At 67.4% G+C, this 23,727-nt stretch carries 27 protein-coding genes and 2 pseudogenes; 12 read left to right on the top strand and 17 right to left on the bottom strand.

Going from position 1 to position 23,727, the window contains the following annotated elements:
• Positions 1-327: 327 nt before the first annotated feature.
• From DIE21_RS23695 to DIE21_RS23680, 4 genes are all read right to left on the bottom strand, one after another.
• A complete protein-coding gene (locus DIE21_RS23695) occupies positions 328-648 on the bottom strand; it encodes a helix-turn-helix domain-containing protein (protein WP_124499997.1) in 321 nt (106 codons plus the stop codon).
• Positions 645-986, bottom strand: coding sequence for a SymE family type I addiction module toxin (locus DIE21_RS23690; protein ID WP_124499996.1), 342 nt, complete (start codon positions 984-986; stop codon positions 645-647). The genes DIE21_RS23695 and DIE21_RS23690 overlap by 4 nt, the downstream gene beginning before the upstream one ends.
• Positions 987-1,395: 409 nt before the next feature.
• The gene (locus tag DIE21_RS23685) at positions 1,396-2,205 is read right to left on the bottom strand and encodes a TlpA disulfide reductase family protein (protein WP_124499995.1); all 810 of its coding nucleotides are present in this window, start codon (positions 2,203-2,205) and stop codon (positions 1,396-1,398) included.
• Between the two features lie 551 nt (positions 2,206-2,756).
• Positions 2,757-3,740 (bottom strand): hypothetical protein, encoded by a 984-nt coding sequence (locus DIE21_RS23680; RefSeq protein ID WP_124499994.1) that lies wholly within the window; start codon positions 3,738-3,740, stop codon positions 2,757-2,759.
• Positions 3,741-3,923: 183 nt separating this feature from the next.
• Between DIE21_RS23680 and DIE21_RS38310 the strand changes: the two are divergent.
• Positions 3,924-4,013 (top strand): annotated as a pseudogene (locus DIE21_RS38310) (class I SAM-dependent methyltransferase); the annotation flags it as partial.
• An 80-nt stretch (positions 4,014-4,093) separates the two neighbouring features.
• Here the strand turns inward: DIE21_RS38310 and DIE21_RS23670 are convergent.
• On the bottom strand, positions 4,094-4,570 hold the full coding sequence (locus DIE21_RS23670; RefSeq protein ID WP_124499993.1) for a GNAT family N-acetyltransferase: 477 nt from the start codon (positions 4,568-4,570) through the stop codon (positions 4,094-4,096).
• 131 nt (positions 4,571-4,701) lie between these two features.
• Here DIE21_RS23670 and DIE21_RS23665 point away from each other — a divergent pair, with 131 nt between their 5' ends.
• Positions 4,702-6,180, top strand: coding sequence for a PLP-dependent aminotransferase family protein (locus DIE21_RS23665; RefSeq protein WP_124499992.1), 1,479 nt, complete (start codon positions 4,702-4,704; stop codon positions 6,178-6,180).
• 28 nt (positions 6,181-6,208) lie between these two features.
• Here DIE21_RS23665 and DIE21_RS23660 read toward each other — a convergent pair whose 3' ends face one another.
• Positions 6,209-7,246: an aldo/keto reductase gene (locus DIE21_RS23660; RefSeq protein ID WP_124499991.1), complete on the bottom strand. Its 1,038-nt coding sequence runs from the start codon at positions 7,244-7,246 to the stop codon at positions 6,209-6,211.
• Positions 7,247-7,374: 128 nt separating this feature from the next.
• On the opposite strand from DIE21_RS23660, the gene DIE21_RS23655 reads away from it, so the two are divergent.
• The 6 genes from DIE21_RS23655 (at position 7,375) to DIE21_RS23630 (ending at position 12,993) form a co-directional block, all read left to right on the top strand.
• Complete coding sequence (locus tag DIE21_RS23655) at positions 7,375-8,262, top strand: LysR family transcriptional regulator (RefSeq protein WP_124499990.1); 888 nt, start codon at positions 7,375-7,377, stop codon at positions 8,260-8,262.
• Positions 8,263-8,449: 187 nt separating this feature from the next.
• On the top strand, positions 8,450-8,749 hold the full coding sequence (locus DIE21_RS23650; RefSeq protein ID WP_124499989.1) for a helix-turn-helix transcriptional regulator: 300 nt from the start codon (positions 8,450-8,452) through the stop codon (positions 8,747-8,749).
• A gap of 20 nt (positions 8,750-8,769) precedes the next feature.
• Complete coding sequence (locus tag DIE21_RS23645; RefSeq protein ID WP_124499988.1) at positions 8,770-10,122, top strand: pyridoxal-dependent decarboxylase; 1,353 nt, start codon at positions 8,770-8,772, stop codon at positions 10,120-10,122.
• A 161-nt stretch (positions 10,123-10,283) separates the two neighbouring features.
• Positions 10,284-11,507 (top strand): Zn-dependent hydrolase, encoded by a 1,224-nt coding sequence (locus DIE21_RS23640; protein WP_124499987.1) that lies wholly within the window; start codon positions 10,284-10,286, stop codon positions 11,505-11,507.
• A 127-nt stretch (positions 11,508-11,634) separates the two neighbouring features.
• Positions 11,635-12,102 (top strand): cupin domain-containing protein, encoded by a 468-nt coding sequence (locus DIE21_RS23635; protein ID WP_124499986.1) that lies wholly within the window; start codon positions 11,635-11,637, stop codon positions 12,100-12,102.
• A gap of 69 nt (positions 12,103-12,171) precedes the next feature.
• On the top strand, positions 12,172-12,993 hold the full coding sequence (locus DIE21_RS23630; protein ID WP_124499985.1) for an SDR family NAD(P)-dependent oxidoreductase: 822 nt from the start codon (positions 12,172-12,174) through the stop codon (positions 12,991-12,993).
• Positions 12,994-13,132: 139 nt separating this feature from the next.
• On the opposite strand, the gene surE is transcribed toward DIE21_RS23630, so the two are convergent.
• From surE to DIE21_RS23615, 3 genes are all read right to left on the bottom strand, one after another.
• The gene (gene surE / locus DIE21_RS23625; RefSeq protein WP_124499984.1) at positions 13,133-13,912 is read right to left on the bottom strand and encodes a 5'/3'-nucleotidase SurE; all 780 of its coding nucleotides are present in this window, start codon (positions 13,910-13,912) and stop codon (positions 13,133-13,135) included.
• 187 nt (positions 13,913-14,099) lie between these two features.
• Entirely contained in the window at positions 14,100-14,402 is a 303-nt protein-coding gene (locus tag DIE21_RS23620) for an AzlD family protein (RefSeq protein WP_409364647.1), read from the bottom strand.
• Positions 14,392-15,129: an AzlC family ABC transporter permease gene (locus DIE21_RS23615; protein ID WP_124499983.1), complete on the bottom strand. Its 738-nt coding sequence runs from the start codon at positions 15,127-15,129 to the stop codon at positions 14,392-14,394. Before DIE21_RS23615 ends, DIE21_RS23620 begins: the two co-directional genes overlap by 11 nt.
• Positions 15,130-15,255: 126 nt before the next feature.
• On the opposite strand from DIE21_RS23615, the gene DIE21_RS23610 reads away from it, so the two are divergent.
• Both DIE21_RS23610 and DIE21_RS23605 read left to right on the top strand, forming a co-directional pair.
• Entirely contained in the window at positions 15,256-15,714 is a 459-nt protein-coding gene (locus DIE21_RS23610) for an Lrp/AsnC family transcriptional regulator (protein ID WP_006486309.1), read from the top strand.
• Between the two features lie 221 nt (positions 15,715-15,935).
• Positions 15,936-16,505 (top strand): hypothetical protein, encoded by a 570-nt coding sequence (locus DIE21_RS23605; protein WP_124499982.1) that lies wholly within the window; start codon positions 15,936-15,938, stop codon positions 16,503-16,505.
• A gap of 198 nt (positions 16,506-16,703) precedes the next feature.
• Here the strand turns inward: DIE21_RS23605 and DIE21_RS23600 are convergent, their stop codons facing one another.
• From DIE21_RS23600 to DIE21_RS23580, 5 genes and pseudogenes are all read right to left on the bottom strand, one after another.
• Positions 16,704-16,991: a helix-turn-helix transcriptional regulator gene (locus DIE21_RS23600; protein WP_124499981.1), complete on the bottom strand. Its 288-nt coding sequence runs from the start codon at positions 16,989-16,991 to the stop codon at positions 16,704-16,706.
• Positions 16,978-17,319, bottom strand: a complete 342-nt coding sequence (locus DIE21_RS23595; protein WP_124499980.1) for a type II toxin-antitoxin system RelE/ParE family toxin — start codon at positions 17,317-17,319, stop codon at positions 16,978-16,980. The genes DIE21_RS23600 and DIE21_RS23595 overlap by 14 nt, the downstream gene beginning before the upstream one ends.
• A gap of 207 nt (positions 17,320-17,526) precedes the next feature.
• A pseudogene (locus tag DIE21_RS23590) lies at positions 17,527-17,772 on the bottom strand (LysE family translocator); the annotation flags it as partial.
• A 225-nt stretch (positions 17,773-17,997) separates the two neighbouring features.
• A complete protein-coding gene (locus DIE21_RS23585; RefSeq protein WP_260432549.1) occupies positions 17,998-18,792 on the bottom strand; it encodes a hypothetical protein in 795 nt (264 codons plus the stop codon).
• Positions 18,793-18,867: 75 nt separating this feature from the next.
• Entirely contained in the window at positions 18,868-19,200 is a 333-nt protein-coding gene (locus DIE21_RS23580) for a DUF2322 family protein (RefSeq protein WP_124499978.1), read from the bottom strand.
• Positions 19,201-19,375: 175 nt separating this feature from the next.
• Between DIE21_RS23580 and DIE21_RS23575 the strand changes: the two genes are divergently transcribed.
• Positions 19,376-19,702, top strand: a complete 327-nt coding sequence (locus tag DIE21_RS23575) for a thioredoxin family protein (RefSeq protein WP_124499977.1) — start codon at positions 19,376-19,378, stop codon at positions 19,700-19,702.
• 10 nt (positions 19,703-19,712) lie between these two features.
• The gene (locus DIE21_RS23570) at positions 19,713-20,132 is read left to right on the top strand and encodes a secondary thiamine-phosphate synthase enzyme YjbQ (protein ID WP_124499976.1); all 420 of its coding nucleotides are present in this window, start codon (positions 19,713-19,715) and stop codon (positions 20,130-20,132) included.
• A gap of 52 nt (positions 20,133-20,184) precedes the next feature.
• Here DIE21_RS23570 and atsR read toward each other — a convergent pair whose 3' ends face one another.
• From atsR to DIE21_RS23555, 3 genes are read right to left on the bottom strand one after another with little or no spacing between them, the layout of a single operon-like run.
• Positions 20,185-21,996: a hybrid sensor histidine kinase/response regulator AtsR gene (gene atsR, locus DIE21_RS23565; protein WP_124499975.1), complete on the bottom strand. Its 1,812-nt coding sequence runs from the start codon at positions 21,994-21,996 to the stop codon at positions 20,185-20,187.
• Between the two features lie 9 nt (positions 21,997-22,005).
• The gene (locus tag DIE21_RS23560) at positions 22,006-22,506 is read right to left on the bottom strand and encodes a molybdopterin-dependent oxidoreductase (protein ID WP_124499974.1); all 501 of its coding nucleotides are present in this window, start codon (positions 22,504-22,506) and stop codon (positions 22,006-22,008) included.
• Positions 22,507-22,555: 49 nt separating this feature from the next.
• The gene (locus tag DIE21_RS23555; protein ID WP_124499973.1) at positions 22,556-23,437 is read right to left on the bottom strand and encodes a helix-turn-helix domain-containing protein; all 882 of its coding nucleotides are present in this window, start codon (positions 23,435-23,437) and stop codon (positions 22,556-22,558) included.
• Positions 23,438-23,727: the final 290 nt, after the last annotated feature.

The raw sequence follows: 23,727 nt of genomic DNA, 5'->3' as shown, positions 1-23,727 counted from the left end.
AATGTCTGGATTTAGATCTGTTCGGATGAGAGTCAAGACTCTCTCGTTTGGCAGACTTGGGGATGCGCCGAAAGAGGGCGAATCGGCACTGTTCACCGCGCGATTTCCGACGCGCAATGACGAGCCACAGAATCAGCCTCGTCCGATTGGTTGTCACGATCGTTCACGTTAAATTGAAGAGGTGTGGTGCCGGAGGGGCTTCGGCGGCGGCCGTTGGGCCCGGTCGCAGTCATGCTATTCGTCGATAGCGCTACTCCTAACGCTGCCTCATGCGAGCGCCGAGGATATTCCGGTACCACACACTGCTTCTCGCGGACGCGGAGCGTGTCAGATCGACACGGTGATACCCGCCGAACGCGACTGCCCGGCAGGCCGTACCACGATCTCCACGTGCTGGCCAAACGACACCAGCGTCTGAAACAGCAGATCCAGCGAAACGTTCCGGATCCTGTCGCGCTGCTCCGGGGTGACTATCGGCCGCGCCATCTCGGCCAGTGCCGCGGCCTCGGTCTCACTCAGGCCGCGCGACACGATCAGCGCGTTGATCTTGAGCACGAGCGCGGACTTGGCCGACAGTGCGTCCGCATCGTCGAAGTCGAGATCGGCCGGCACGTTGTCAGGGTATTGGCGTGAGTTGCTGTAATTCATTGCGCGTCCCCCGCGATCACCGAAAACCGCCGCCGCTGCGGTCCCGTTGCCGAATCGACATCGGGTGATCCATCGTTCCCGAAATGCGCGCTGTCCTCGTCGTCGATCGGCGTGATCACCAGCCGCTTGTGCGTCACCTCGATCCGCAAACGTTGATCGGGCTCGAACCCCGCTGCCTCGATCCATCGACCGGACAGCTTCATCCACAGATGGAGGACGGGCGGCGCCATGTCGGTGAGCCTGAGGTGCGGGACGATGCGACGAGTTTGACAAGACGTCCGAGTGTCGACAAAAAAGTCTTGAAAACGAACCGGTGCGATATGATTCGCGTCAGCCATGGCTAACTCCTGCTGAGAGTTGGTTGTGGTCAGCGGCTCGCCGGTGTTGTGGCATCGGCGGGCCGCGCTCGTTTACGCAGCGCATTTCGACCTTCAGTCATTCACATGCTTGGCATGACGAAATGAATGGATCTTCGAAGCGAAAACGTGAAACCACTCTAGCCGAGGTTGGTCGCTATCAGGTGCTGGTTAGGTGCGTTTTCATCGACACGGGTCATCAGCCGATGTCTTGCATGCCTGAAGTCCAATGACCCCAGGCCAGACGCGCTGGTTCGCCGAACCGTCACTTCATTGCAGATGTGTCAGAAATCGTGTCGGTCGAATGCTTCGGCTCGCCAGACGCACGTCGCACGAGGATGTCATGTGCGTCGTGCCGGTAGCGTTCGAACTCGCGCGTAAGGCGCGGCAGTCAGGGGCCGAAGCGTGCGTTCACGATGTCCTTCAGCCGCGCGGCGGTGATCTCGCCCATGTGCGATTCGACGAGATTGCCTTGCGCGTCGAAGAAGAGCGTCGTCGGCAGCCCGCGCGAACCGTAGGCCTTCATCGTGTGCAGCGTGCGATCGAGCAGCACGTGGTCGAACCGCAGCGCCTTCCGTTCGAGGAACGCGCGCACCGTCTGCGCGTCTTCGCCCTGGTTGACCATCAGCACCGTGATGTCCGGATGATCCTGCTGCGCCTGCGCGAGGATCGGCATTTCGCGTTGGCACGGCGCGCACCAGGTGGCCCACAGATTGACGACGACCGGTTTGCCGGCGAAGCGCTGCGGCGCGACCGGCGTTGCGTCGAGCGCTTCGAGCTGCATCGCGGCAAGCGGCGGCGCGCCGCGCTGCAACGACACGAGCGTGCCCTGTGCGATGCCCCATGCAGCGAGCCCCGCCAGCATGCCGGCCATCACCGGGCGACGCAGCGCGGGCAGGCGGCGCAGCCGCCAGCCGGCGAACACGAGCGCCGCGGCGAGGCCGATGCGCCAGTCGAAGCCGCCGTCGCCGAGCGCGACGATCGAGCGCGGTGCGGCTGAATACTCGGACCACCATCGAGCGACATAGCCGGCGCGCGCGGCGATCAGGCCAAGCAGCAGCGTGTCGAGGATCAGGCTCGACGCGGTCTTGTGCTGGCCGTCCGGCGGGCGGCGCTGCATGAAACGCGCGACGAGCCACGCCAGCAGCGCGGCGGCGGCTACCGCGATGACGCGGATCGAGAAGGGACCGATGCTCAACATAGGAAGGAAAGAGAGTGACGTGGCCGGGGCGGGCAGGACGATTGCCGGCCGGAGACGGTGAAGCCATCAGCGGGCAGGCGGCGTTTCGACACGGGGTCGTGCATGCGGGTTCCCTTCGCGGTCCCGACCGGGTGTGCCACATCCGGCCGTTCCGGTCGCCGCCGCGTGCGCATCGTCAGGAGCACGTCATTTTCATGCACCCGCGGCGCGAATCAGACCGGGCTGATGGTCAGCGAACGGCCGTTCGTCAACAATGGGCCGGCCGGGTTGGAGTGGTGTCCGCCGGCATCCCGGACAGGGATCTCTCCTTGACGGCCGCTCGCCCCCGGGCGGCCGATTTTTTATCGTCGGGCGTGCGGGTGTGAATGTCTTGTGGCGGTCGGTGGGCGCGGCCGCGAGCCGATTCGGATCGGTTGGTTCCGGAACAGGAACGCTGCCAGATGCGAGCACAGGGCATTCACTCGCGCATCGCATGACGATCGGTCCCGCCCGGTGCCGTGCGCGGCGTCGACGGCCGGCGCGCGGCGCTGTCGCCGGCATTGGCCGGATTGCTAGCCGCCGAGCCGATACGCGGTAAAGAACTCGTACCACGGCGAACCTTGCGCCACGGGTATCCCGAGCGCCGACGTCCGCTGCTTCAATACCGTGAACACGCCGTTGATGCGCGCGGTCTGCGCGGCATCGCTGAATGGACGCGGCTTCGCCCTGCCGGCCGCGAACGCGCCGTAGGCGATCGCGAGCAGGCGCGCGCTGTCGTCGATCGAGACGATCGAGCCGTTGATCGCTTCGACGAAGCGAGGCCTGTCCTCTTCACGCGATGCGGCGATGCACTGGAACACGATCGCCGACACCTCGTGCAGGTCGTTCGCGCGCAGCAATGCCGGCAGGCGCGCGGCGATCCTGTCGGCCGGTTCTTCGTGCAGCGCAGCGCCGAAGTCGAGCACGGCGGCCATCGGATTGCGGTCCTGCTTCACGCGATCGAGCGCGGACGCGGACGCAGCGGCCGCCGCTTGCGCGTCGTCGCCGGGCGCGGTGCTGAGCACGTCCGCCACCTGCTGCGTCCATTCCGGAAAGATCATCCGCACGTTGCCGAACTGCTCGCCGCCTTGCGCGGCCGGATTCCACCGGTAGACGATCGTGCCGCCGTGAATGAACGGCGAATACAGGTGCTCGGGCGTTTGCGGCAGCGGCCGCCGGTCGATCGGCAGCCACGCGAGCGTCAGCCAGTCGTAGCGGCCGGTGGCGGGCACCGACGGGCTGGAACCCGCGACGACCTGCCAGGTGCCGCGGTTCGCATAGCGCCGGCGAGCATCGGGCACCGCGACGGTCTGCTGTTTCGCGGTATCGAAGTAGGTGGTGCCGGTCACGTTCGCGCCGCTGTCCGGAGCCGGCGTGAGGGTGGCGATGACCCACGATGCACCGTCGGCCGAACGATAGTCGGACGGCTGCAGCGTGGCCACGTCGTGCACCATGCGCGTTTCGGCGGCGACGGGGCTCGGCGGCAGATGGGCGGGACCGGCGACGATACTCGGCATGGACTTTCCTCGGAATCGGGTGCGTATCGGCAAACGCGAACCGAACGCGCACGACAGGCGGCGCAGGTTGCTCTCCGTAACTGTAGAACGTCGTGGCCGGAAACGGAAACCGGCGCAGCCGCCCCAGGTCGCGCAACGCACAACGCACAACGCACAACGCGCTCCGCCGCTTCTGCTTACCATGCGCCCGCGATGCTCGACGCCGCGCGGTGCGCGGATTCCGCGCACCGCCACGCGCTTGCCGACGCCGCCTCGCTGCCGTCCGAAGCAGCGGTCGCGCGTGCCGCTGTTCCAGGGGATCAAGGCACGGCAGCTGGATCGAAGCCGTCGCGGCCGCGCGGCGTGCGGCACGATCAGTGCGGCAAGACCTTTCGGTAGATCGCGAATCCGGTCTTCTCCGCGACCGTGTCGTAGAGCCGCATCGCCGTGTGATTCGTTTCGTGCGTCTGCCAGTACACGCGTTCGGCGCGCTGTTGCCGCGCGGCGTCGTACACGGCTTCGATCAAGGCGCGGCCCACGCCCTTGCCGCGTTCGGTGTCGAGCGTGAAGAGATCCTGCAGATAGCAGGTCGGCCCGATCAGCGTCGTGCTGCGGTGATACAGGAAATGCACGAGCCCGACGAGCCGGCCGTCGCGTTCCGCGACACGCGCATGCACGGGTTCGTAGCCGTCGAAGAAGCGCGACCACGTGAGCTCGGTGATCTCGCGCGGCAGCGCGGTATCGCCGAAGCGGCCGTAGAAGCGGTTGTAGCCGTCCCACAGCGGCAGCCAGGCGTCGAAATCGTCTTCCCGCACGGAGCGTACGGTCAGGCCGGCGTCGGTAGTGTTCATGGTCGCGCACCTCATCGATGGTGATGGAATGAAGCGCTGCCGGCGCGGCCGGCAACGGGAGCAGACGTTTACGATAGAAAGTTCGTGGCACCATGTGTAGACCCATGACGTCCGCACTTTCTGGAGCCACGATGGATTACGCCGTCCTGTTGTCGACCTTCGAGCGCGAAGCGGGGCCGCGGGCGGCCGCGCGGATGTCGCAGCAGCAGCGGCTGTACGCATGCCTGCGCGACGCAATCCTGAGCGGCCGGATCGCCGAAGGCGCGCGGCTCGCTGCATCGCGCACGCTTGCCGGCGAACTCGGCATCGCACGCAACTCGGTGCTGTACGCATACGAGCGACTGGCGTCGGAAGGGTTCGTGACCGGCACGCGGCAGGGTACGGTGGTTGCGCGGATGGGCTTGCGCGGCGCGCAGGTCGCCGCTGCGGCGCCCGCCGGCGATACGACGGTGCTGTCGCGGCGCGTTGCGCGGGCCGAGCGCGCGACGAGCGGTGTCGACGAATCGCTGCCGTTCATGCCGGGCGTGCCGGCCGTCGACGAATTCCCGCTCGCGCAGTGGCGGCGCTGCATCGAACGTGCATGGCGCACGGCCGGGCCGGCGCAGCTCGGCTACCAGTCGGCGGAGGGCGATGCGGTGCTGCGCGACGCGATCGCCGGCTATCTGCGCGCGTCGCGCGGCGTGCGCTGTGACGCCGCGCAGGTGATCGTCACCGACGGCACGCAAGGTGCGCTGGACCTGTGCGCCCGTGCGTTGGCCGACGCGGGCGATGTCGCGTGGATCGAGAACCCCGGCTACCACGGCGCGCGCAATGCGTTTCTCGCGGCCGACCTGCGCGTCGAGCCGATCGGCGTCGATGCGCAGGGGCTCGCGCCGCATCCGGACGACTGGCGCGATCGTCCGCCGAAGCTCGTCTACATCACGCCGTCGCACCAGTATCCGCTCGGCGCGGTGATGAGCCTCGAACGGCGGCTTGCGCTCGTCGCGCATGCGCGTGCGGCCGGCGCCTGGATCGTCGAGGACGACTACGACAGCGAGTTCCGCCACCACGGTACGCCGCATGCGGCCGTGCAGGGGCTTGCCGACGACGTGCCCGTGATCTATCTCGGCACCTTCAGCAAGGTGATGTTTCCCGCGTTGCGGCTCGGCTTCATGGTCGTGCCGCCCGCGCTGGCGCAACCGCTGCGCGACGCGGCGGGCGCGTTGATGCTGCAGGGCCGCGCGGTCGAGCAGCGCGCGCTCGCGGATTTCATCGGCGCCGGGCATTTCACGCGGCATCTGCGACGCATGCGCCGTGTGTATGCCGAGCGGCGCGACGCGTTGCACGATGCGCTGACGCGGCGACTGGGCACGCGGCTGACGGTGTCGGGCGGCGCGGGCGGCATGCATCTGTCCGCGCGGCTCGACGTGCCGGTAGCCGACACGGCGTTGAGCCGCGTCGCACAGGCGCACGGGCTGATCCTGCGGCCGCTGTCGTCGTTCTGCGTGCCGGGCACCGCGCACGGCTACAACGGGCTCGTGCTCGGCTACGGCGGCGTGCCGGCCGAGCGGATGGACGCGCTCGCGCGCAGGATCGGCGAGATGATCGACCGCGTGCTGGCCGCGCGGTGACGGGCGGCGCGCCTGCCCGCTGCTCCGCTTACCCGCGCATCGGCGGATTGAGCCGCGCGAACGCGTCCTGGCGGCGATACGGGAAGTACGGATACGGCGCTTCGACCGCACTCGCCGCGTCGAGCTTCGCGACCTGCGCGCCGGTCAGCGACCAGCCGACCGCGCCGAGGTTCTGGCGCAACTGTTCCTCGTTGCGCGCGCCGATGATCACCGACGACACGGTCGGGCGCTGCAGCAGCCAGTTCAGTGCGATCTGCGGCACGCTCTTGCCGGTCTCCTCGGCGATCGCGTCGAGTGCATCGACCACGTCATACAGCCGTTCGTCGTCGACCGGCGGCCCGAAGCCGGCCGTGTCGTGCAGGCGGCTGCGCTCGGGCAGCGGTGCGTCGCGGCGGATCTTGCCGGTGAGCCGGCCCCAGCCGAGCGGGCTCCACACCAGTGCGCCGAGGCCCTGGTCCGCGCCGAGCGGCATCAGGTCCCACTCGTAGTCGCGGCCGACGAGCGAATAGTAGACCTGGTTCGCGACGTAGCGCGACCAGCCGTGCCGGTCGGCCGCTGCGAGCGATTTCATGATTTGCCAGCCGGCGAAATTCGATACGCCGATGTAGCGCAGCTTGCCTGCGCGTACCAGGTCGTCCAGCGTCGACATCACTTCCTCGACCGGCGTGGCCGCGTCGAACGCGTGAAGCTGCAGCAGGTCGATGTAGTCGGTATCGAGGCGGCGCAACGCGTCGTCGACCGCGCGGATCAGCCGCGCGCGCGACGTGCCGGCGTCGTTCGGGCCGTCGCCGGTCGGCAGGCCCGTCTTGGTCGAGATCAGCACCTGGTCGCGCCGTCCGCGGATCGCGGCGCCCAGCACCCGCTCGGATGCGCCGTCCGAATATACGTCGGCCGTGTCGAACAGGTTCACGCCGGCTTCGACGCAGATGTCGACCAGGCGGCGCGCTTCGTCGACGCCCGTGTTGCCCCATGCGCCGAACAACGGGCCGGTGCCGCCGAACGTGCCTGCGCCGAAGCTCAGCGCGGGAACCTTGAGGCCGGAGCGGCCGAGCGTGCGGTATTCCATGTCGTGTTTCCTCTCGTCGTCGAGGCCGGTGCGTGCGGGCGCCGGCAAGGTCAGTGCTCACTCTAGCGCTTGCGGTTCATCCGGATAATTGGGCAGACTTCGAAAATATCCTTCGGAGGAAGCGAAGAATGCTGCTCGATAATCTCGCGCTGTTCCTGCGCATCGTGGAAAAGGGCGGGCTGGCTGCGGCCGGCCGCGAGGTCGGCCTGTCGCCGGCCACGGTCTCCGAGCGGCTGACGGCGCTCGAGCGCTACTACGGCGCGGCACTGCTCACGCGCACGACCCGCGCGATCAGCCTGACCGACGAGGGCCGCACGCTGGTCGCGGGCGCGCGGCGCCTGCTCGCCGAGGCCGACGAGCTCGAAAGCCGCGTGCGGCTCGGCGCGCAGACGCTGTCGGGGCCCGTGCGGCTGAGCGCGCCGGCCGATCTCGGGCGGGCGCGCGTCGTGCCGGTCGTCGATGCGTTCCTGGCCGAGCATCCGGGCGTCACGGTCGATCTGCATCTCGGCGACGGCTACGTCGATCTCGTCGGGCAGGGACTCGATTTCGCGATCCGGCGCGGCATGCTCGCGGATAGCGCGCTGCGCAGCCGCTCGCTCGGCCGTTCGCGCCGCGTGGTGTGCGCCGCGCCCGCGTATCTCGCCGCGCACGGCACGCCGCGGCATCCGGACGAACTCGCCGCGCACGACTGCGTCGTGATGCGTTTCGGGCAGGAGCTGTATGCCGAATGGCCGTTCCGCGTCGACGACGAACCGAAGCGCGTGATGGTGCGCGGCCGGCGCGTGGCCAACGATGGCGCGCTCGTGCGCGCGTGGTGCATCGCGGGGCACGGGATTGCGCTGAAGTCGCTGCTCGACGTCGAGCAGGATCTGGCGTCCGGCGCGCTCGTCGAGATTCTTCGCGCGTTTTCGCCGGGAGAAGTCGACCTGCAGATCGTCTATCCGGGCGGCGCCGTACAGCCGCGGCGCGTGCGGGCGCTGATCGAGCGGCTGGCGCAGGCGTTGGCGGCGGGGTGATGCCGAGGTGTTTGCGCCGCGGCTGACGCGCAGCCATGCCCCTGTCGACGTCACAACGTCGAATGCGGCGCAGCGACGGATGGCGCAACTTCCCGCACGACCGCGAACGCACACAGCGCCCGCCGGAGCGGTTGTACACATTTCGTCATTTAGCTAATATTCGAAACGTCAAGCGAAACCGCAACCCATGAACGACGTCACCCGCATCAGCGCACTGGCCAATGAAAGCCGCCTGGCCGTGATGCGCTGGCTCAAGCAGCCGCGCAAGCACTTCCCGCCGCAGCCGCACGGCGACTTCGACGAACTCGGCGTGTGCTGCACCTACATCACCGAGAAGCTCGGCATCGCGCCGGCGACGACCACGCGCCACATGCGCATCCTCGCGGATGCCGGGCTCGTGCAGGCGACGCGCGTCGGCAAGTTCACGTACTACAAGCGGATCGACGATGCGCTGCATCAGTTGGGCCGCGATCTCCTGCAACTTTGACCTTCACCGAGGCAATCGACATGGATGAACTCGCCCTGCTGGCCGACGCCGACCGGCGCGCGCACGCGTATCTCGCGGCGACGAACGCACGGCGCGCGTATCCCGACGCGGCCGCGCTCGCCGGTCTCGCGGCCTTCGACGAGCCGCTGCCCGATACGGGCCGCCCGGCCGACGACGTGCTGCGCCTGCTCGACGAGCGCGGCACGCCCGCGACCGTCGCATCGAACGGCCCGAACTACTTCGGCTTCGTGATCGGCGCGACGCTGCCGGCCGCCGCTGCGGCCGAGCGGCTGATGCTTGCATGGGACCAGTGCGCGTCGTCGTTCGTGAATTCGCCGGTGGCCGCGACGATCGAGCGGCAGGCCGCGCGCTGGGTCGTCGACGTGCTCGGGCTGCCCGAGGACAGCGCGGTCGGCTTCGGCACGAGCGCGACGGCCTGCACGCTGGTCGCGCTGGTTGCCGCGCGGCGTGCGCTGCTCGCGCGCAAGGGCTGGGACGTCGACGAGGACGGCCTGATCGGCGCGCCCGAGGTCAAGGTCGTGGTCTCCGAGCGCGTGCACGTGACGGTGAAGAAGGCGCTGCGCGTGCTCGGCTTCGGGATGAAGCGCGTCATCGTCGCGCCGGTCGACACGCACGGCCGCATCGACCCCGCGCAAGTGCCGCCGCTCGACGACCTGACGATCCTCTGCGTGCAGGCCGGCGAAGTGAACACCGGCGAATTCGATCCGTTCGCGGCGCTGATTCCGCCGGCGAAGGCCGCCGGCGCGTGGGTGCACGTGGACGGCGCGTTCGGGCTGTGGGCGCGCGCGTCGTCGAAGCGCGCGCTGACCGACGGCATCGACGGCGCGGACAGCTGGACGACCGACGGCCACAAGTGGCTCAACACGCCGTACGACGGCGCGATGGTGATCTGCCGCGACGCGGCCGCGCTCGCGACCGCGATGAACAGCGATGCCGTCTACCTGAGCGGCGCGCAGGATGCGCAGAAGAACCTGAACCTCGAATTCTCGCGGCGTGCGCGCGGCATACCGGTGTGGGCCGCGCTGCGCGCGCTCGGCCGCGCCGGCGTGGCGACGATGGTCGAGCGGCATTGCGCGCAGGCACAGCGCGTCGCGGCCGGCCTGCGCGCGGCCGGCTACGACGTGCTGAACCGTGTCGTGCTGAACCAGGTGCTCGTGCGTGCCGGCACCGACGACGAGACGATCGCGATCCTTCAGGCCGCGCAGGATTCGGGCGAAACATGGTTCGGGCAGACCGTGTGGCAGGGGCGGCCGGCGTTCCGGATCAGCGTGTCGTCATGGCGTACCGAGGACGAGCACATCGACCGCCTCGTCGCGTTGCTGACGAAGCTGCGCGGCGTGCACGTGGGCTGAGCGGCCGCGGCGCGTGCGTCTTGCGCGCGCCGCTGATGTCGATCATTCGTCGTCGTCCTTCCCCGGCACGCTCGCCGGAGAAGTTATCGCACGCAACGACATCCTGGTTTTTTCTTGTCGAATCGAGTGTATATGCTCGGAGCTTTTGAGGAGCGGCCAAGATGATTCTCGTTAACCAGCAACGGCTGTGGGATTCGCTGATGGAGATGGCGACGATCGGCGCGACCGCGCGTGGCGGCAGCTGCCGGCTCGCGCTGAGCGCCGACGAGGTGCTCGGTCGGCAACGTTTCATCCGCTGGTGCGAGGAAGCTGGTTGCGACGTACGCATCGATCCGATCGGCAACGTGTTCGCACGCCGGGCCGGCACCCGGCCCGACGCGCCGGCCGTGATGTGCGGCAGCCATCTCGACACGCAGCCGCTCGGCGGCCGTTTCGACGGCGTCTATGGCGTGCTCGCCGGCCTCGAGGCGATTCGTGCGCTGAACGAGCACGGCATCGTCACGCGCCATCCGATCGACGTCGTCGCATGGACCAACGAAGAGGGATCGCGCTTCACGCCAGGCATGATGGGCTCAGCCGTCTATGTGGGCACGCTGGATCTCGACTACGCGCTGGCCCGGCCGTGCATGCAGACGGGCGTGCGGCTCGGCGACGAACTCGAGCGCACCGGCTTCGCCGGCCGCGAGCGCGAGCGGCAGATGCCGAAAGCCTATTTCGAAGCGCATATCGAACAGGGCCCGGTGCTGGAGCACGCCGGTCTGCCGATCGGCGTGGTGACCGGCGTGCAGGGCATCTACGAACTCGACGTCACGGTGACGGGCTTCGAGTCGCATGCGGGCACGACGCCGATGAGCGTGCGCAAGGACGCGATGGGCGTGGCGGCCGCCATGATCGCCGCGATCGTCGACCATGGACATGCGTTCGATGCCGATGCGCGCGTGACTGTCGGCCATGTCGCGTGCCAGCCGAACTCGCCGAGCACGATACCCGGCCTGGTGCGTTTCAGCGTCGACGTGCGTCATCCGTCGCGGCCGGCGCTGCAGCGGCTCGTCGCCGATATCGAAGCGATCTGCATGCAGCGCATCCCGCTGCGCGGCACGCAGGTTCAGGTACAGAGCATTGCCGAATACGAGCCGGTGGTGTTCGATGCCGAATGCGTCGCGCGCGTGCGGCAGGCGACGGCCGCCGCCGGCTATCCGTATCTGGAAATGTGCAGCGGCGCGGGGCATGACGCGGTGAACCTGTCGTACGTCGCGCCGAGCGCGATGGTGTTCGTTCCGTGCAAGGCCGGGCTGAGCCACAACGAGGCCGAGGATGCCGATCCGGTGCACCTCGCGCAAGGCGCGTCGGTACTGGCGAACCTGCTGGCCGATTGCGCGCGGTAGTCAGGCGTGCCGGCGTGCGCGTACGCCGTTCTCGTCTGCGTGAAAATGTCGGACAATAGCTCGGCATGCACGCCGCGCCGGCCCGGGCGGCCCGTTCTACTGAAGCATTCATGCTGACGAGATCCCCATGTCCACGACACCTCCCCGGGAACTGCTGAAAGCCGCTGACATCGCGAAGATGGAACCGACGCGCGCGGTGCATTCGCTCAATCCCAACGCCGTTCGCCTCAAACGACAGCTCAGCGACCTGACCGGCCTCACGCAGATCGGCGCGCACCTGCTCACGCTGATGCCCGGTCACGAATCGGCCGAGTATCACCGCCACCTGTACGAGGAAGAATGCGTGTATGTGCTGTCCGGCACCGGCGCGGTCACGATCGGTGAACGCACGTGCGAAATCGGGCCGGGCGATTTTCTCGGCTTTCCGCGCGGCGGCGAGGCGCACACGTTGCAGAACACCGGCGACGTGCCGCTGGAACTGTTCATCCTCGGCCAGCGCCTCGAACACGACGTCTGCGAATACCCGAGAATCGGCAAGCGGCTTTACGTCGCCGGCGAGCTCGAGGATTTCGTCGAGTTGCCGAAACGGCCGTAGACGGCACGCATCTGCATCGGCCTTCATCATGCTTATGATGCGGGAACGCCACCGACAGGATTCCACGCCATGGACGCGCCGCATCCGCCGATGAATGCCCCGATTGCCGAAACGGAACCTGAAACCGAAACCGTCGCCGAGCCGCGCGCGTCGCGCGTGCATCGGCCTGTCGCGCTCGTCACCGGATCGACGTCGGGAATCGGCGCGGCCATCGCGCGACGCCTGTCGGCGGATGGTTATGCGGTGATCCTGCATTCGCGCCGTTCCGCCGCGACCGGTCGCGCGATGGCGCGCGAACTCGGCGCGGCCTATGTGCAGGCCGATCTCGCCGACGACGCGGAGCGCGTGCGGCTGATCCGCGATGCGCTCGCCGTGCACGGGCGGCTCGACGTGCTGGTCAACAATGCGGGCGTCAGCCGCGTGATTCCGCATGACGATCTTGCCGCCGCGACACCCGACGTGTGGCGCGAGATGCACGAGATCAACGTGATCGCGCCGTTCCGGCTCGTTGCCGAAGCGCAGCCCGCGCTGCTCGAGGCGGCGTCGAGCGGGCGGGCCGGCTGCGTCGTGAACGTCAGCTCGCATGCGGGCGTTCGGCCGAAGGGCGCGTCGATTCCGTACGCGGCGGCGAAGGCCGCGCTCAATCACACCACGCGCCTGCTGGCGCGCACGCTCGCGCCGGCGATCCGCGTCAACGCGGTGGCGCCGGGGCTCGTCGATACGCCGCTGACCGCCGACTGGACCGAAGCGCAGCAGCTCTGGCGCGAGCGCGCGCCGATGCGACGCGCGGCGACGCCGGACGACGTCGCGCAGACGGTCGCGATGCTCGTCGCATCCGATTACGTGACGGGCGAGATCGTGATGCTCGACGGGGGATTGAACCTGACGTGACGGGACGCGGTTGATGCGATCGGTGCGGCGAGGCCGCGCGGCGGGCGGCCCTTGTGCCGAGGTCAGGCGACCGGCAGGCAAAGCCGCCTGCCGGTTCCACGGATCACCGGTCGCCGGTCGCCGGTCGCCGGTCGTGAGCTCAGCCGAGGTCAGACCGCAGCCGCGCGAGCGCCTGGTCGTGCGTGCGTTCGAATTTCAGCGGCGTGACCGCGATATAGCCTTCGCCGAGCGCGACCGTCTCCGAATCCGCATCGTCGTCGCGCGGTGCGCGGGCCAGCTTCAGCCAGTGGTATTCGATGTCGCGCGGATCGCGCCCCGACACGATTTCCACGCCCTGCAGCGTGCCGGCGCCCTGGTTCGTCGCCTTCAAGCCGCGCACGTCGTCGGCCGGCCGCGGCGGGAAATTCACGTTGAGGCATGCGTCGCGGTCCCAGCCGGCCGCGACGAGCCGGCGAATCACGTCCGGCGCGTGCGTGAGCGCCGTGTTCCACGGCACCGCATGGCGGTCGCTGAACGCCTGGCTCAACGCAATCGCGGGCACGCCGACCAGCATGCTCGTCATCGCGGCGCCGACGGTGCCGGAGAACACCGTTTCGGTGCCGAGGTTCGCGCCGCGATTCACGCCGGACAGCACGACGTCGGGCCGCGCGTCCTTCATCAGGTGGCTGACCGCGATCGCGACGCAATCGCCCGGCGTGCCGCGCACGGCGAAGCGGCGCTCGCCCTTGCGATGCACGCGCAGCGGTTCGTGCAGGCTCAGCGAATGCGACGTGCCGCTCTGGTCTTCCGCCGGCGCGACGATCCAGACTTCGCGCGCCAGTTGCGTGGCGACCTGTTCGAGCACTTCAAGGCCGGGGGCGTCGAATCCGTCGTCGTTGGTGAGCAGGACGCGGTCGAACAGCGGGCGGGTTTCTTGCATCGGGACGATCCTCGCGGGTAGGCAATGAGAGGGGAAAGGCATCGCGCGTACATCCGCAAGGCTAGCATTGCGTCGTGACGCGTGTCGTGTCGTGCTGTGCCGTGTGGTCGACGCGGATGCGAAAACGGGCGCATGGCGCGCCCGTTCCCGGATTCGATGTGCCGCCCGCGTGGCGGTCGGAATTGCGTTACCCGAGCAGATGCCGCAGCACGCCGGCCGACGCGACGCCGACGATCACGGTCGGCAGGATCGACAGGCGCGTCGCCGCGACCAGCGTGACGGCGAGCGCGAGCAGGTCGGCCGGGCGCGTCGACACGAAGGCCGGCGCGATCACCGAGATCAGTACGCAACCGGGCACGTTCTCCATCACCGATGCCATCCGCGGGCTCAGCGTGCGGTTGCGCAGCAGCACATAGCCGAGCACGCGCGACAGGTAGGTCGTCGACGCCATCAGCACGATGGTCGCCACCGTCGCGAAATCATGCAGCATCGCGCGGCTCCCACAGCAGCGCGGCGATCAGCCCCGCGCACGCGCCAGCCGCGACGTACCACGCGCCGGGCACGGCCAGGTGCGTGGCGGCCGCGACGACGAGGCTCACGAACCACGGACGGCTCGCGCGCATGCCCTTCCACATCCCGCGCAGCAGCACCAGAAACACGGCCGTGAACGCCATGTCGAAGCCGTACTGCTCGACGTCGCCGATCGTCGGGCCGACCGCCGCGCCGAGTGTCGTCATCGAGATCCACGTCAGGTAGAGCCCGGCACACACGCCTGCGTAATAGGGGACGCTGATGTGCGTGGCCGAGCGCGAGCGCGCATCGGCGAGCGACATCGCCCAGCTTTCGTCGCACATGAAGAACAGCGCCGCGAACGCGCGGCGGCGCGGCAGGTGACGGATGGTCGGCTCGAACGCCGCGCCCATCAGGATATGGCGCGAATTCACGAGGAACGACATCGCGACGATCAGTGCGATGTGCGGCGGGGACGTCCACAGCTGGATCGCCGCGAACTCGGAGCCGCCGCCGAAGTTCAGGCCCGTCATCATCGGGACCTCGAACAGGCTCAGCCCTTTTTGCGCGGCCTGCGCGCCGAGCACCAGCGCGAACGGCACGAATCCCAGCATGACGGGCAGCGCCGCGCGCAATCCGCGACCCATCTCGGCGACATGGGCGGGCTTGTCGCGAAGCCCGGACGACGTTGAAACGCTACTGCTCATTACTCCTCCTTCGGGGGAGTAGGATTGTCTGCTTTTTTGACTCGAATCGGGTTGCGTTGTGGCCAGATATTCCTGAGAATTTGGCATCGAATGAGTGTTTTTATATTTTTTTGGAATTTGATGCCAATGAAACTTGATGCTATCGACAGGCGGATCCTGAGCGCGCTGCAGCGCGATGGCCGCATGCAGAACGTGGAGCTCGCGCACGAGGTCGGGCTGTCGCCGTCGCCGTGCCTGCGGCGCGTGCGGCTGCTCGAGGAAGCGGGCGTGATCGAGAAATACGTGGCCGTGCTGAACCCGGCGAAGGTCGGCAAGGGGCTGACGATCTTCACGCGCGTGTGGCTGAAGGGGCAGGACGCGGAATCCGTGAACCGTTTCGCCGAGGCTGTCCAGCAGATGCCGGAAGTGGTCGAGTGTCACCTGATGGCCGGCGACTGCGATTTCCTGCTGCGCGTGGTGGCCGCCGACATCGACGACTATCGGCGCTTCCAGATGGAATACCTGACGCGCATTCCAGGCGTGCTGAGCGTGAAGACCGACATCCCGATGCAGAAGGTCAAGCTCACGTCGGCGCTGCCGACGTAACGACGTAACGCGGCGCGGGCGCGCTGACGATTCGGCGAATCGTCACCAGCCGGTGACAATCGGCCGATACACTGGCGGGACATGCTGCTTCGCCGCGCACCGGCTGCATCACGGTGCGATTTCGATGTGCAAGCAACTAACGGTCAACCGCGAAGCGATCGGTCCCGCGCGCTGCGCGCGATGCGATCCGCCGGGCGGTGCGTTCCTATGTCGAGCCATTCATGCAGCCACTCAACAATCCGTGGAATTCGCTGGAGATCATCAAGCTCGTGCTCGGCGTGCTGACGCCGTTGTCCGTCGCGTGTCTCGGCTGGCTCGTCGCGCGCCGGCTGAAGCGGCTCGAGCTCGTGCAGTGGACCAACCAGCGGCTGATCGAGAAGCGGCTCACGCTGTACGACACGGTCGCGCCGCAGCTCAATGCGCTGCTGTGCTTCTACACGTGGATCGGCTACTGGAAGGACATCTCGCCGGAGGACGTGATCCGCGCGAAGCGCGATCTGGACCGCACGTTTCACATCTACCGCTACCTGTTCGACGACGACGTGTACGACGCGTATCACACGTTCATCCACGCGTTGTTCGAGATGCATACGGGGCCGGGTCGCGATGCGCGGATCCGATCGCTGATCCAGGGGCCGGACGGCGACCGGAGCGTGCACGGCACGTACGAATGGAAGGCGGCGTGGTCCGAACGGTTCTCGACCGCGAACGTGACGGACAAGGCCGACGTGGTGCGGCACTACACGCGGCTGATGGAGCGGCTGCGCGTCGCGCTGGGTGCGAATCGCTGACATTTGCCCACGCGCGCTGCGTGCCGATTGCGTGTGATGGCGGATACGCGTGGACGTGATACCGGGGCGCGGGAGCCGCGTGGCCCGGAAGATGCGGAAACCGGCGGCGCCGATTATCGCTGACGCGCATCGTCCGGGTTTTGAACCACCGTGGCGACGCGCCGGCTGCTCGAACGACGGGCGGCCGGGTAGGACGAATCAGGCGAACGAGATCACGAGTTTCTTGCCGCAAGCCGCCGCGTACTTGCGCAGCGTATCGATGGACGGTGAATGCTGGCCCGTTGCGAGCGCGCGCTCGAGTCGCGTCACCGCTGGTGCTTTCGTGCCCATGCGCTCGGCCACATCGGCTTGCGACAGGCCGGCGTCTCGCCGGGCAGCCAGCATCACGTCGAGCAGTGCGAGTTCTTCGCGGTTCAATCGTTCGTATTCGGCGTGCACCTCAGGGTCGGACAATGCACGCTCGCGCAGTTCCTTATACGTTGCCATCTTGAACCTCCTTGAGTCGACGGCGTGCGATTTCCAGTTCTTTCGGGGGTGTCTTTTGCGCCTTCTTCACGAAACAATGAAGCATGACGATACGCCGGTCGGCAATCGCGCAGTAGAACACTCTGGCGATACCTTCAGCGCCCTTCAGCCGCATTTCGTACAGCCCGTTTCCCATCGACTGGGTGTGCGGTTCGCCAAGATTCGGGCCGTACTGCGCCATGCGATCGGCGAGCGCAAAAAAACGGGCAAGCAGCGTCGTCGGCAAGTTGACGACCCCCCTCTCTACGCGCGCATTGAAGAACTGAATTTCGTACGAGTTGGCCAGCATAGTAACAAATATGTTATTGAGACGCAAGTGCGATGCCCGGACGCGACTGCGGATGCGGGTCGCCGGGCGGACGTTCGAAGCGTGGTTACGTCTGTCGGGGAGGTCGATCAGGAAGAAGGTGCTCGACAGGGCTCGGGCTACCTGAATCGGGCGACGTGTGCGATTCGGTGTCGGCGCGGATGATGAAGGTTGGCCGCGCCGGCAGGATCAATTCCGCTCCGCGACCGCGAGCCGGAGCCATGCTGCCAACGCCACGAATACCGTACCGAGCAGATACCGCGGCAGCCTCGACGGCCGGCAGCGCGCGCCGGTCCGCTGGTTCAACCGGCTCGCTGACAGAATCACCGTGTCGTTGACGACGAGCCCGATCAGATTGAGCACAGTCGCGAACACGAGGATCTGCACGGCGATCGAGCCGTGCTCGGGGCGCACACACTGCCGGAACGGCGCGAGCGTGGAGAAGTCGATCATGGAACGCCCTTTGTGCCGGAGAGGCGTGAAAGGCAGATCAGTCTAGGCGTGCGTTCCGTGCGGGGCAATCGACCGAATGGCCGAAGATTCGATGCACCGGCGCAGGCGATCGCCAGCGGATGCGCTTCGTTTTCGGCGCGCCGGCGAACTCATGGCCGGCCGCCACGCGCCAATCACGCGCACGCGCACGCGGCGCTGCCGCACCGGTTACTGCTTCCTGCAAGCCACCTGATAATCGATCACGGTATTCGCCGACGGCGAGTCCGGCTCGCCGCCGACCGTCGTTACACCGAGCACGCCGGCCGCGTTCCGATACCGCAGCGCGCAATACCCCATGCCGGTGCCCGAGCACGCTTCGGCTTCGATGATCCCGTGCTTCGCGAGCGTCGCCGCGCCGTCCATCGCGTCCGGCTTCTCGTGCGGACGCAGCGGCTGCCAGCCATGCGAGATCAGGATCTTGCGCGCCGTGTCGAGCGGTTTGCCGTACACGTTGGGCACGATCGCACGGCCGTGACAGTACGTGCGTTCCGCGGCAACCGCGGTCAGCCGCACGCCGCCATGCTCTTCGCGCAGTTCGCCGACGGGCGCCGACGGACCATCGCCACCCCAGACCAGCAGCGCGCCGCTTTCCAGCGGCTCGACCGAGCCGAGCTGCCAGCCGGCCGCGCGTGCCGTATAGCCGAGCGCGACGAGTGTCGTGCCGTCGAAGACGCCGACGTTCGCGTTGCGCGCAAAACAGATCGCGCTCGTCCCCGGCTTGAATCCGCTCGCGAACGTGACGACCGTGTAGCGGCCGAGCGGTGCTTCGGACGTCACGATCCAGCCAAGCTTCGCGACGTCGCGGCCGGCCGCGGTTGCGGTCTTCGCGCGATATCGCGCGCAAAACGTGTCGAGCGCGCCGTTTTCCGGCGAGCGCGGCAGCGCGCCGAGCGGATCCAGCGACGCGCCGGCGATATCGGAAGCCGTGCGCAGCGTCTCGGCCGACGCTGCGCCGCCGAGCATGACGCACGCGAGTGCCGCGAGCGAGGCGACGCGGCGGGCAAACGCCTGGGCGGCGGCGATGCGACGCACGCGGACTCAGTCCTTCGCGATCACGTCGATCCGCAGTGCGTCGCCACCGTCGACGATCGCCAGCAGACGATCGACGTTCGGGTGTGCGCCCGGGCGGTTGCGTGCGTCGGCGGTATGCTCCGCGAATACCGCGAGACCGTGTTCGGCGGCCTTCGCATCGAGCGCGCCGAACGCCTGCTTCAGGTAGTTGTACACCGCGAGCGAGCCCTGCTTGCCCGGCTGGTTCTCGATGCTGGCGACCACATCGCCGTTCGCGCCGACGAGATCGATGCGCGCGATGCCGTCGATGGCCGGCAGTTGCGCGAGGTTGTCCTTGAATACTTGGGTCGGTTGAATCACTGAAACACTCCGTCGGTTCGGTCATGGGCCAATCGGCCCGTATCTTAGCCGATCACGTCATCCGGGCCGTCGGCATCGCACGCACTTTTCCGCTACAGTAGGAAATCACCGGCCGCATCTGCCGCCCACGCCGGCACGTGGCGGCCACGTTCCGCCATTGCACACGAGGGCCCCGATGGACACTGAGCAACGCTACACCGCCAATGCGCCGACGCGCGCGGAAGTCGACGCACTGGCCGGTGCCACCGTCATCGAATTCGGCGCGAACTGGTGCGGGATCTGCGCGGGCGCGCAGCCTGCGATCGTCGCGTCGGTCTCCGCGCATCCGGCCGTGCGGCACCTGAAGATCGAGGATGGCCCGGGCCGGCCGCTCGGCCGGTCGTTCGGCGTGAAGCTGTGGCCGACGCTCGTATTCCTGCGCGACGGGGTCGAAGTCGCGCGCGTCGTGCGTCCCGCCGACGCGCAGCAGATCGAAGCCGACGGCTTCGCCGCGCTCGCCTGAGGACGTCATCATGCAACAGGCCATCACGCACATCGGCGTCGACGCGCGCGGGAGCGGCCTCGTCGAGTTCACGCCGCAGGTGCGCGCATTCGTCGACCAGCAGGCGATCCGCACCGGGCTGCTGACCGTGTTCTGCCGCCATACGTCCGCGTCGCTGCTGATCCAGGAGAACGCGGATCCGTCGGTGCAGCGCGATCTCGAACGCTACTTCGCGACGCTCGCACCCGAGGACGACACGCGCTACGAGCACGACACCGAAGGGCCCGACGACATGCCCGCGCATCTGCGCACGGCGCTCACGCAGGTGCAACTGTCGATCCCGGTCGAGCACGGACGCATGGTGCTCGGCACCTGGCAGGGCATCTACCTGTTCGAGCATCGTCGCGCGGCGCATCGGCGCGACGTCGTGCTGCATCTGATCGGCGAGTAAACGCGGGAAACGGGCGGGCAGGCAGGTCGGCCCGTGACGCATCGCCGCGCGTTCAGCCGAGCAGCTTCTCGACGAGCGCGCCGAGTTCGCGCAGATGAACGGGCTTGGGCAGGAATTCGTCGAACACCCGCTGGTTCTCGCGCAGCGCGGCCGATTCGTACGCGCTGACGCCGAGAATCGAAGGAAACCTTCCGTGGTCGTCCGGTTGCGCGACCATCCGGATGCGGTGCGCGACTTCGAAGCCGCTCAGGTCCGGCAGTTCGAGATCGAGCACGACGAGGTCGTAATGCGCGTCGCCGAAACGGGCGATGCCTTCTTGCCCGGTGCCGCACAGATCGGCGTCGAGGCCGAGCGCCGACAGCATCGCGCCGAGCGTTTCGCGCGCGTTGTCGTTGTCGTCGACCACGAGCGCGCGGCGGTTGCGATGCGCGGCTGCAGCCGGCCATGCGGGCGCGTCGCCGGCGGTTTCGCCGGCATCCGGCGCTTCGGCCGGCAGGGTCACGACGAACTCGCTGCCCTCGCCGACGGCGCTGCGCACGTCCACATGGCCGCGCAGTGTCGTCACGATCTCGCGCACGACGGCGAGCCCCATCCCGATCCCGTCCACATGCAGGCCGACCGCGTCGTTCGCGCGGTAGAACGGCTCGAAGATCTTCGACAGATGCTGCTTCGCGATACCGGCGCCCGTGTCCCGCACGGCGAGTCTCAGCTGCCGGCCGGCCGGCGTGTCGACGAGCATGATGGATACGTCGATCGATCCGTCGACGGTGTATTTCACCGAATTCTCGATCAGGTTCGACAGCACCTGCCGCAACAGCTTGCGATCCGAGCGGATCGCGAGGTCCGGCGGCTCGACCTGCTGCGCGACCACGATCCGCTTGGCCGCGATCTTCTCGCGCAGCGGGTCGAGCACTTCGGCGAGCAGCGAGGCCATGCCGACGGTCTCGGTTTCGGCGAGACGCTTGGTCGAGCGCAGCTTGATGTAATCGGTCAGGTCCTTGACCAGCGCTTCGAGCGACGACGCGGAATTCTGCAGCCGCCGGATCGTCTTCAGGTTCGCGTCGGACTGCGGCCGCGCGAGCAGGATCTCGATCGATCCGCAGATCGCCTGCAGCGGCGTGCGCAGTTCGTGGCTGACCATCCCGAGGAACGCATTCTTCGCCTCGATCATCTCGAATGCGCGATCGGACGCCTTGCGCTCCGCATCGAGCGCTGCATCCTGCCGCTCGAGCAGGTCGTCGCGCGTGCGCATCGTATAGAACAGCAGCAGGAACAGCGCGCACAGGATCACGCCGAGGATGATCCCGAGCGCCAGGATCGCCCGCTGCTTTTCCCTCAGCTGATGGAACGTGAAGTCGCGCTGCGCCATCTCGATCGCGCGGAAGGAGTTCGCGAGGCCGTTGACCTTCGGCCAGTACGCGTTGACCTGGTCGATCACGCGCTGCGCGCCGTTCGGCGCGGTGCGCAGCAACGGCACTTCCTGCTTCAGGCGCGCCATGAATTCGGCGAGCAGCGCGATCTCGGCCCGCGCGCGCGGGATGCGCAGCCAGTATTCGGACACCTCGGACGGCCGCTGCAGGAACCCGAACGACACCGACAGGCTGTCGAGCTGCATCTGCACGTGATCGAAGTCGTCGTCGACGTGCGTCGCGTACAGGATCAGCTGGCGATCGAAGCGCGTGTAGACGTTGCGGTATTGCGCGGCGGTCCAGAACACGCCTTCACGCGGCCCTTCGAGCACGCCCTCGTTGACCGACGTCGCGAGCAGGTCCCACAGCAGGAATGCCCACGCGGCGAATCCCAGGATCCACAGCGATCCCAGGACCAGGATGATCTTTCTGTTCTTCCACCGCCCGCGCTTCATGTCGTGCGCTTACTTCACGGTCAGGCCGATGATCTGCCACGCGAACTTGGCTTCGCCGAGCGGCGTCTTCAGCTCGTCGGGATACTGGTCGCGCGGATACATGATCCACAGCGGCCCGTAGTTGTCGTTGCCGAGCACCTTGCCGTTCATCGTGCGCGCAAGGATCACGCCGTACTTGTCGGCATCCGACACGGGGATCGTGAACGTGTATTCGTCGATGCAGCGGAACTCGATCTGCGTGCCGTGCGCGTCGACGGTCTTCAGCACGTCGGACAGGCGCGGGCCGGTGAAGGTCGCCTTCGGCGTCCAGCTCGTCGACGTGACGATCGTGTATTGCGGCAGCGCCATCAGCGCCTGCTCGGAAAAGACGAACGTCGTCTTGCCGGGCTGGTTGCTGCGGCCGATCTTGCCGTCGACGGTGAACGTAAACGACGCGGCCCAGCACGCGGCAGCCATGCCGAGCAGGCCGGCCGTGACCAGGCTCTTGATCCAGATCGTCGAGATTCGCATGTGTTTCCCCTTGGTCGTGTTCGTGTGATGGTCGGACTTCGTGGTGGTCTCAGCTCGCGGCGGCGGCGGCCGGGACGGCCGGCAGCGCGATCTTCAGTTCGCGCGCGACTTCGGCGAACAGGATCGGCAGGCGCACCGGCTTTTCCTCGCAGCGCGCGTTGTAGTGCGACACGATATGCGCGATCTCGTCCTCGCTCGCTTCGCCGGTGGAGATCTTGCCGGTCAGCAGGAAGATCGGCGCGCCGCCGTTTTCGCTCGACCGGATGCCGCGCACGAGCTCGGCGGCCGTCTGGTCGCCGAGCATCCAGTCGAGGATGTAGCCGTCGAAGTCCTCGACTTCCAGCGCCTTGCGGAACGATGCGCCGTCATAGTAGGGGACCGCGTTCACGCCTTTTTCGATGAAGTATTCGCACACGGTTTCGGCGACGTCCCGCGAATCGTCAACCACGGCGATCCGCGCTGCATAGACGGTCGGCTGGCTCGAGCGCAGCTCGATGACGTCGACCGGATAGGTGCGGCCTTCGCGCGCGTGCTGGCGTTCGGTGACGATCCATTCGCCCTGCCACTGCAGCGCGACGAAATCCGTTTCGATCTGGCTGCTGGCCTTCGCCGAGATCGCCGCACGGCAGCGAAAGCGGCGCGACTCGATCACGAGCGTCGCGTCGATCATTTCGGCGGCGGCCGGCTGCGTGCCCTTGTCGTCGAGCAGGATCGCGGGCGGCACGCCGAAGTGCGTCGCGATGTCCTGCAACTGCGACAGGTTCCACGGGATCAGGCCTTTCATCTTGCGCGTGACGACCGAGAAACTGAGACCCAGCACGTTCGCGATCGTCGTGTTGTGACTGCGCGGCGGAATACCGTTGCGCGTCAGCAGATCGCGCACCTTGGTGGCGGTGATGAGATCGACGTTGGCCTGCTCGCTATTGGACATCTCGATGGGGTCTCCTGGGTTTTCGCGACGAAGAGCATATTCAAAAGTGACGCGATACGCAAACTTTGAAATCACGAATCACCTTGACATGCCATATTTCTCCATTATTATTGCTCACCACGTCACTATTGTTTGTTGCGTCATGTTTGGAGGGCGCGGTTGGCGGCAGTCGACCCGGCGCGAAACGACGCCGACGAAGTGACTGAACGATTCGAAGAGAGAGCCTGAGAGAGCCTGAGAGAGCCTTGGACTGCGTGTCGGCGTGGGTGAATTGTATTCGCCTCGCCGCA

This window comes from Burkholderia sp. Bp9140, from assembly GCF_003853425.1.
In the GTDB taxonomy this organism is placed as follows: Bacteria; Pseudomonadota; Gammaproteobacteria; order Burkholderiales; family Burkholderiaceae; genus Burkholderia.
Note: the sequence above shows the minus strand (reverse complement) of the source record. Positions and strands in the feature narration are given on the sequence as shown.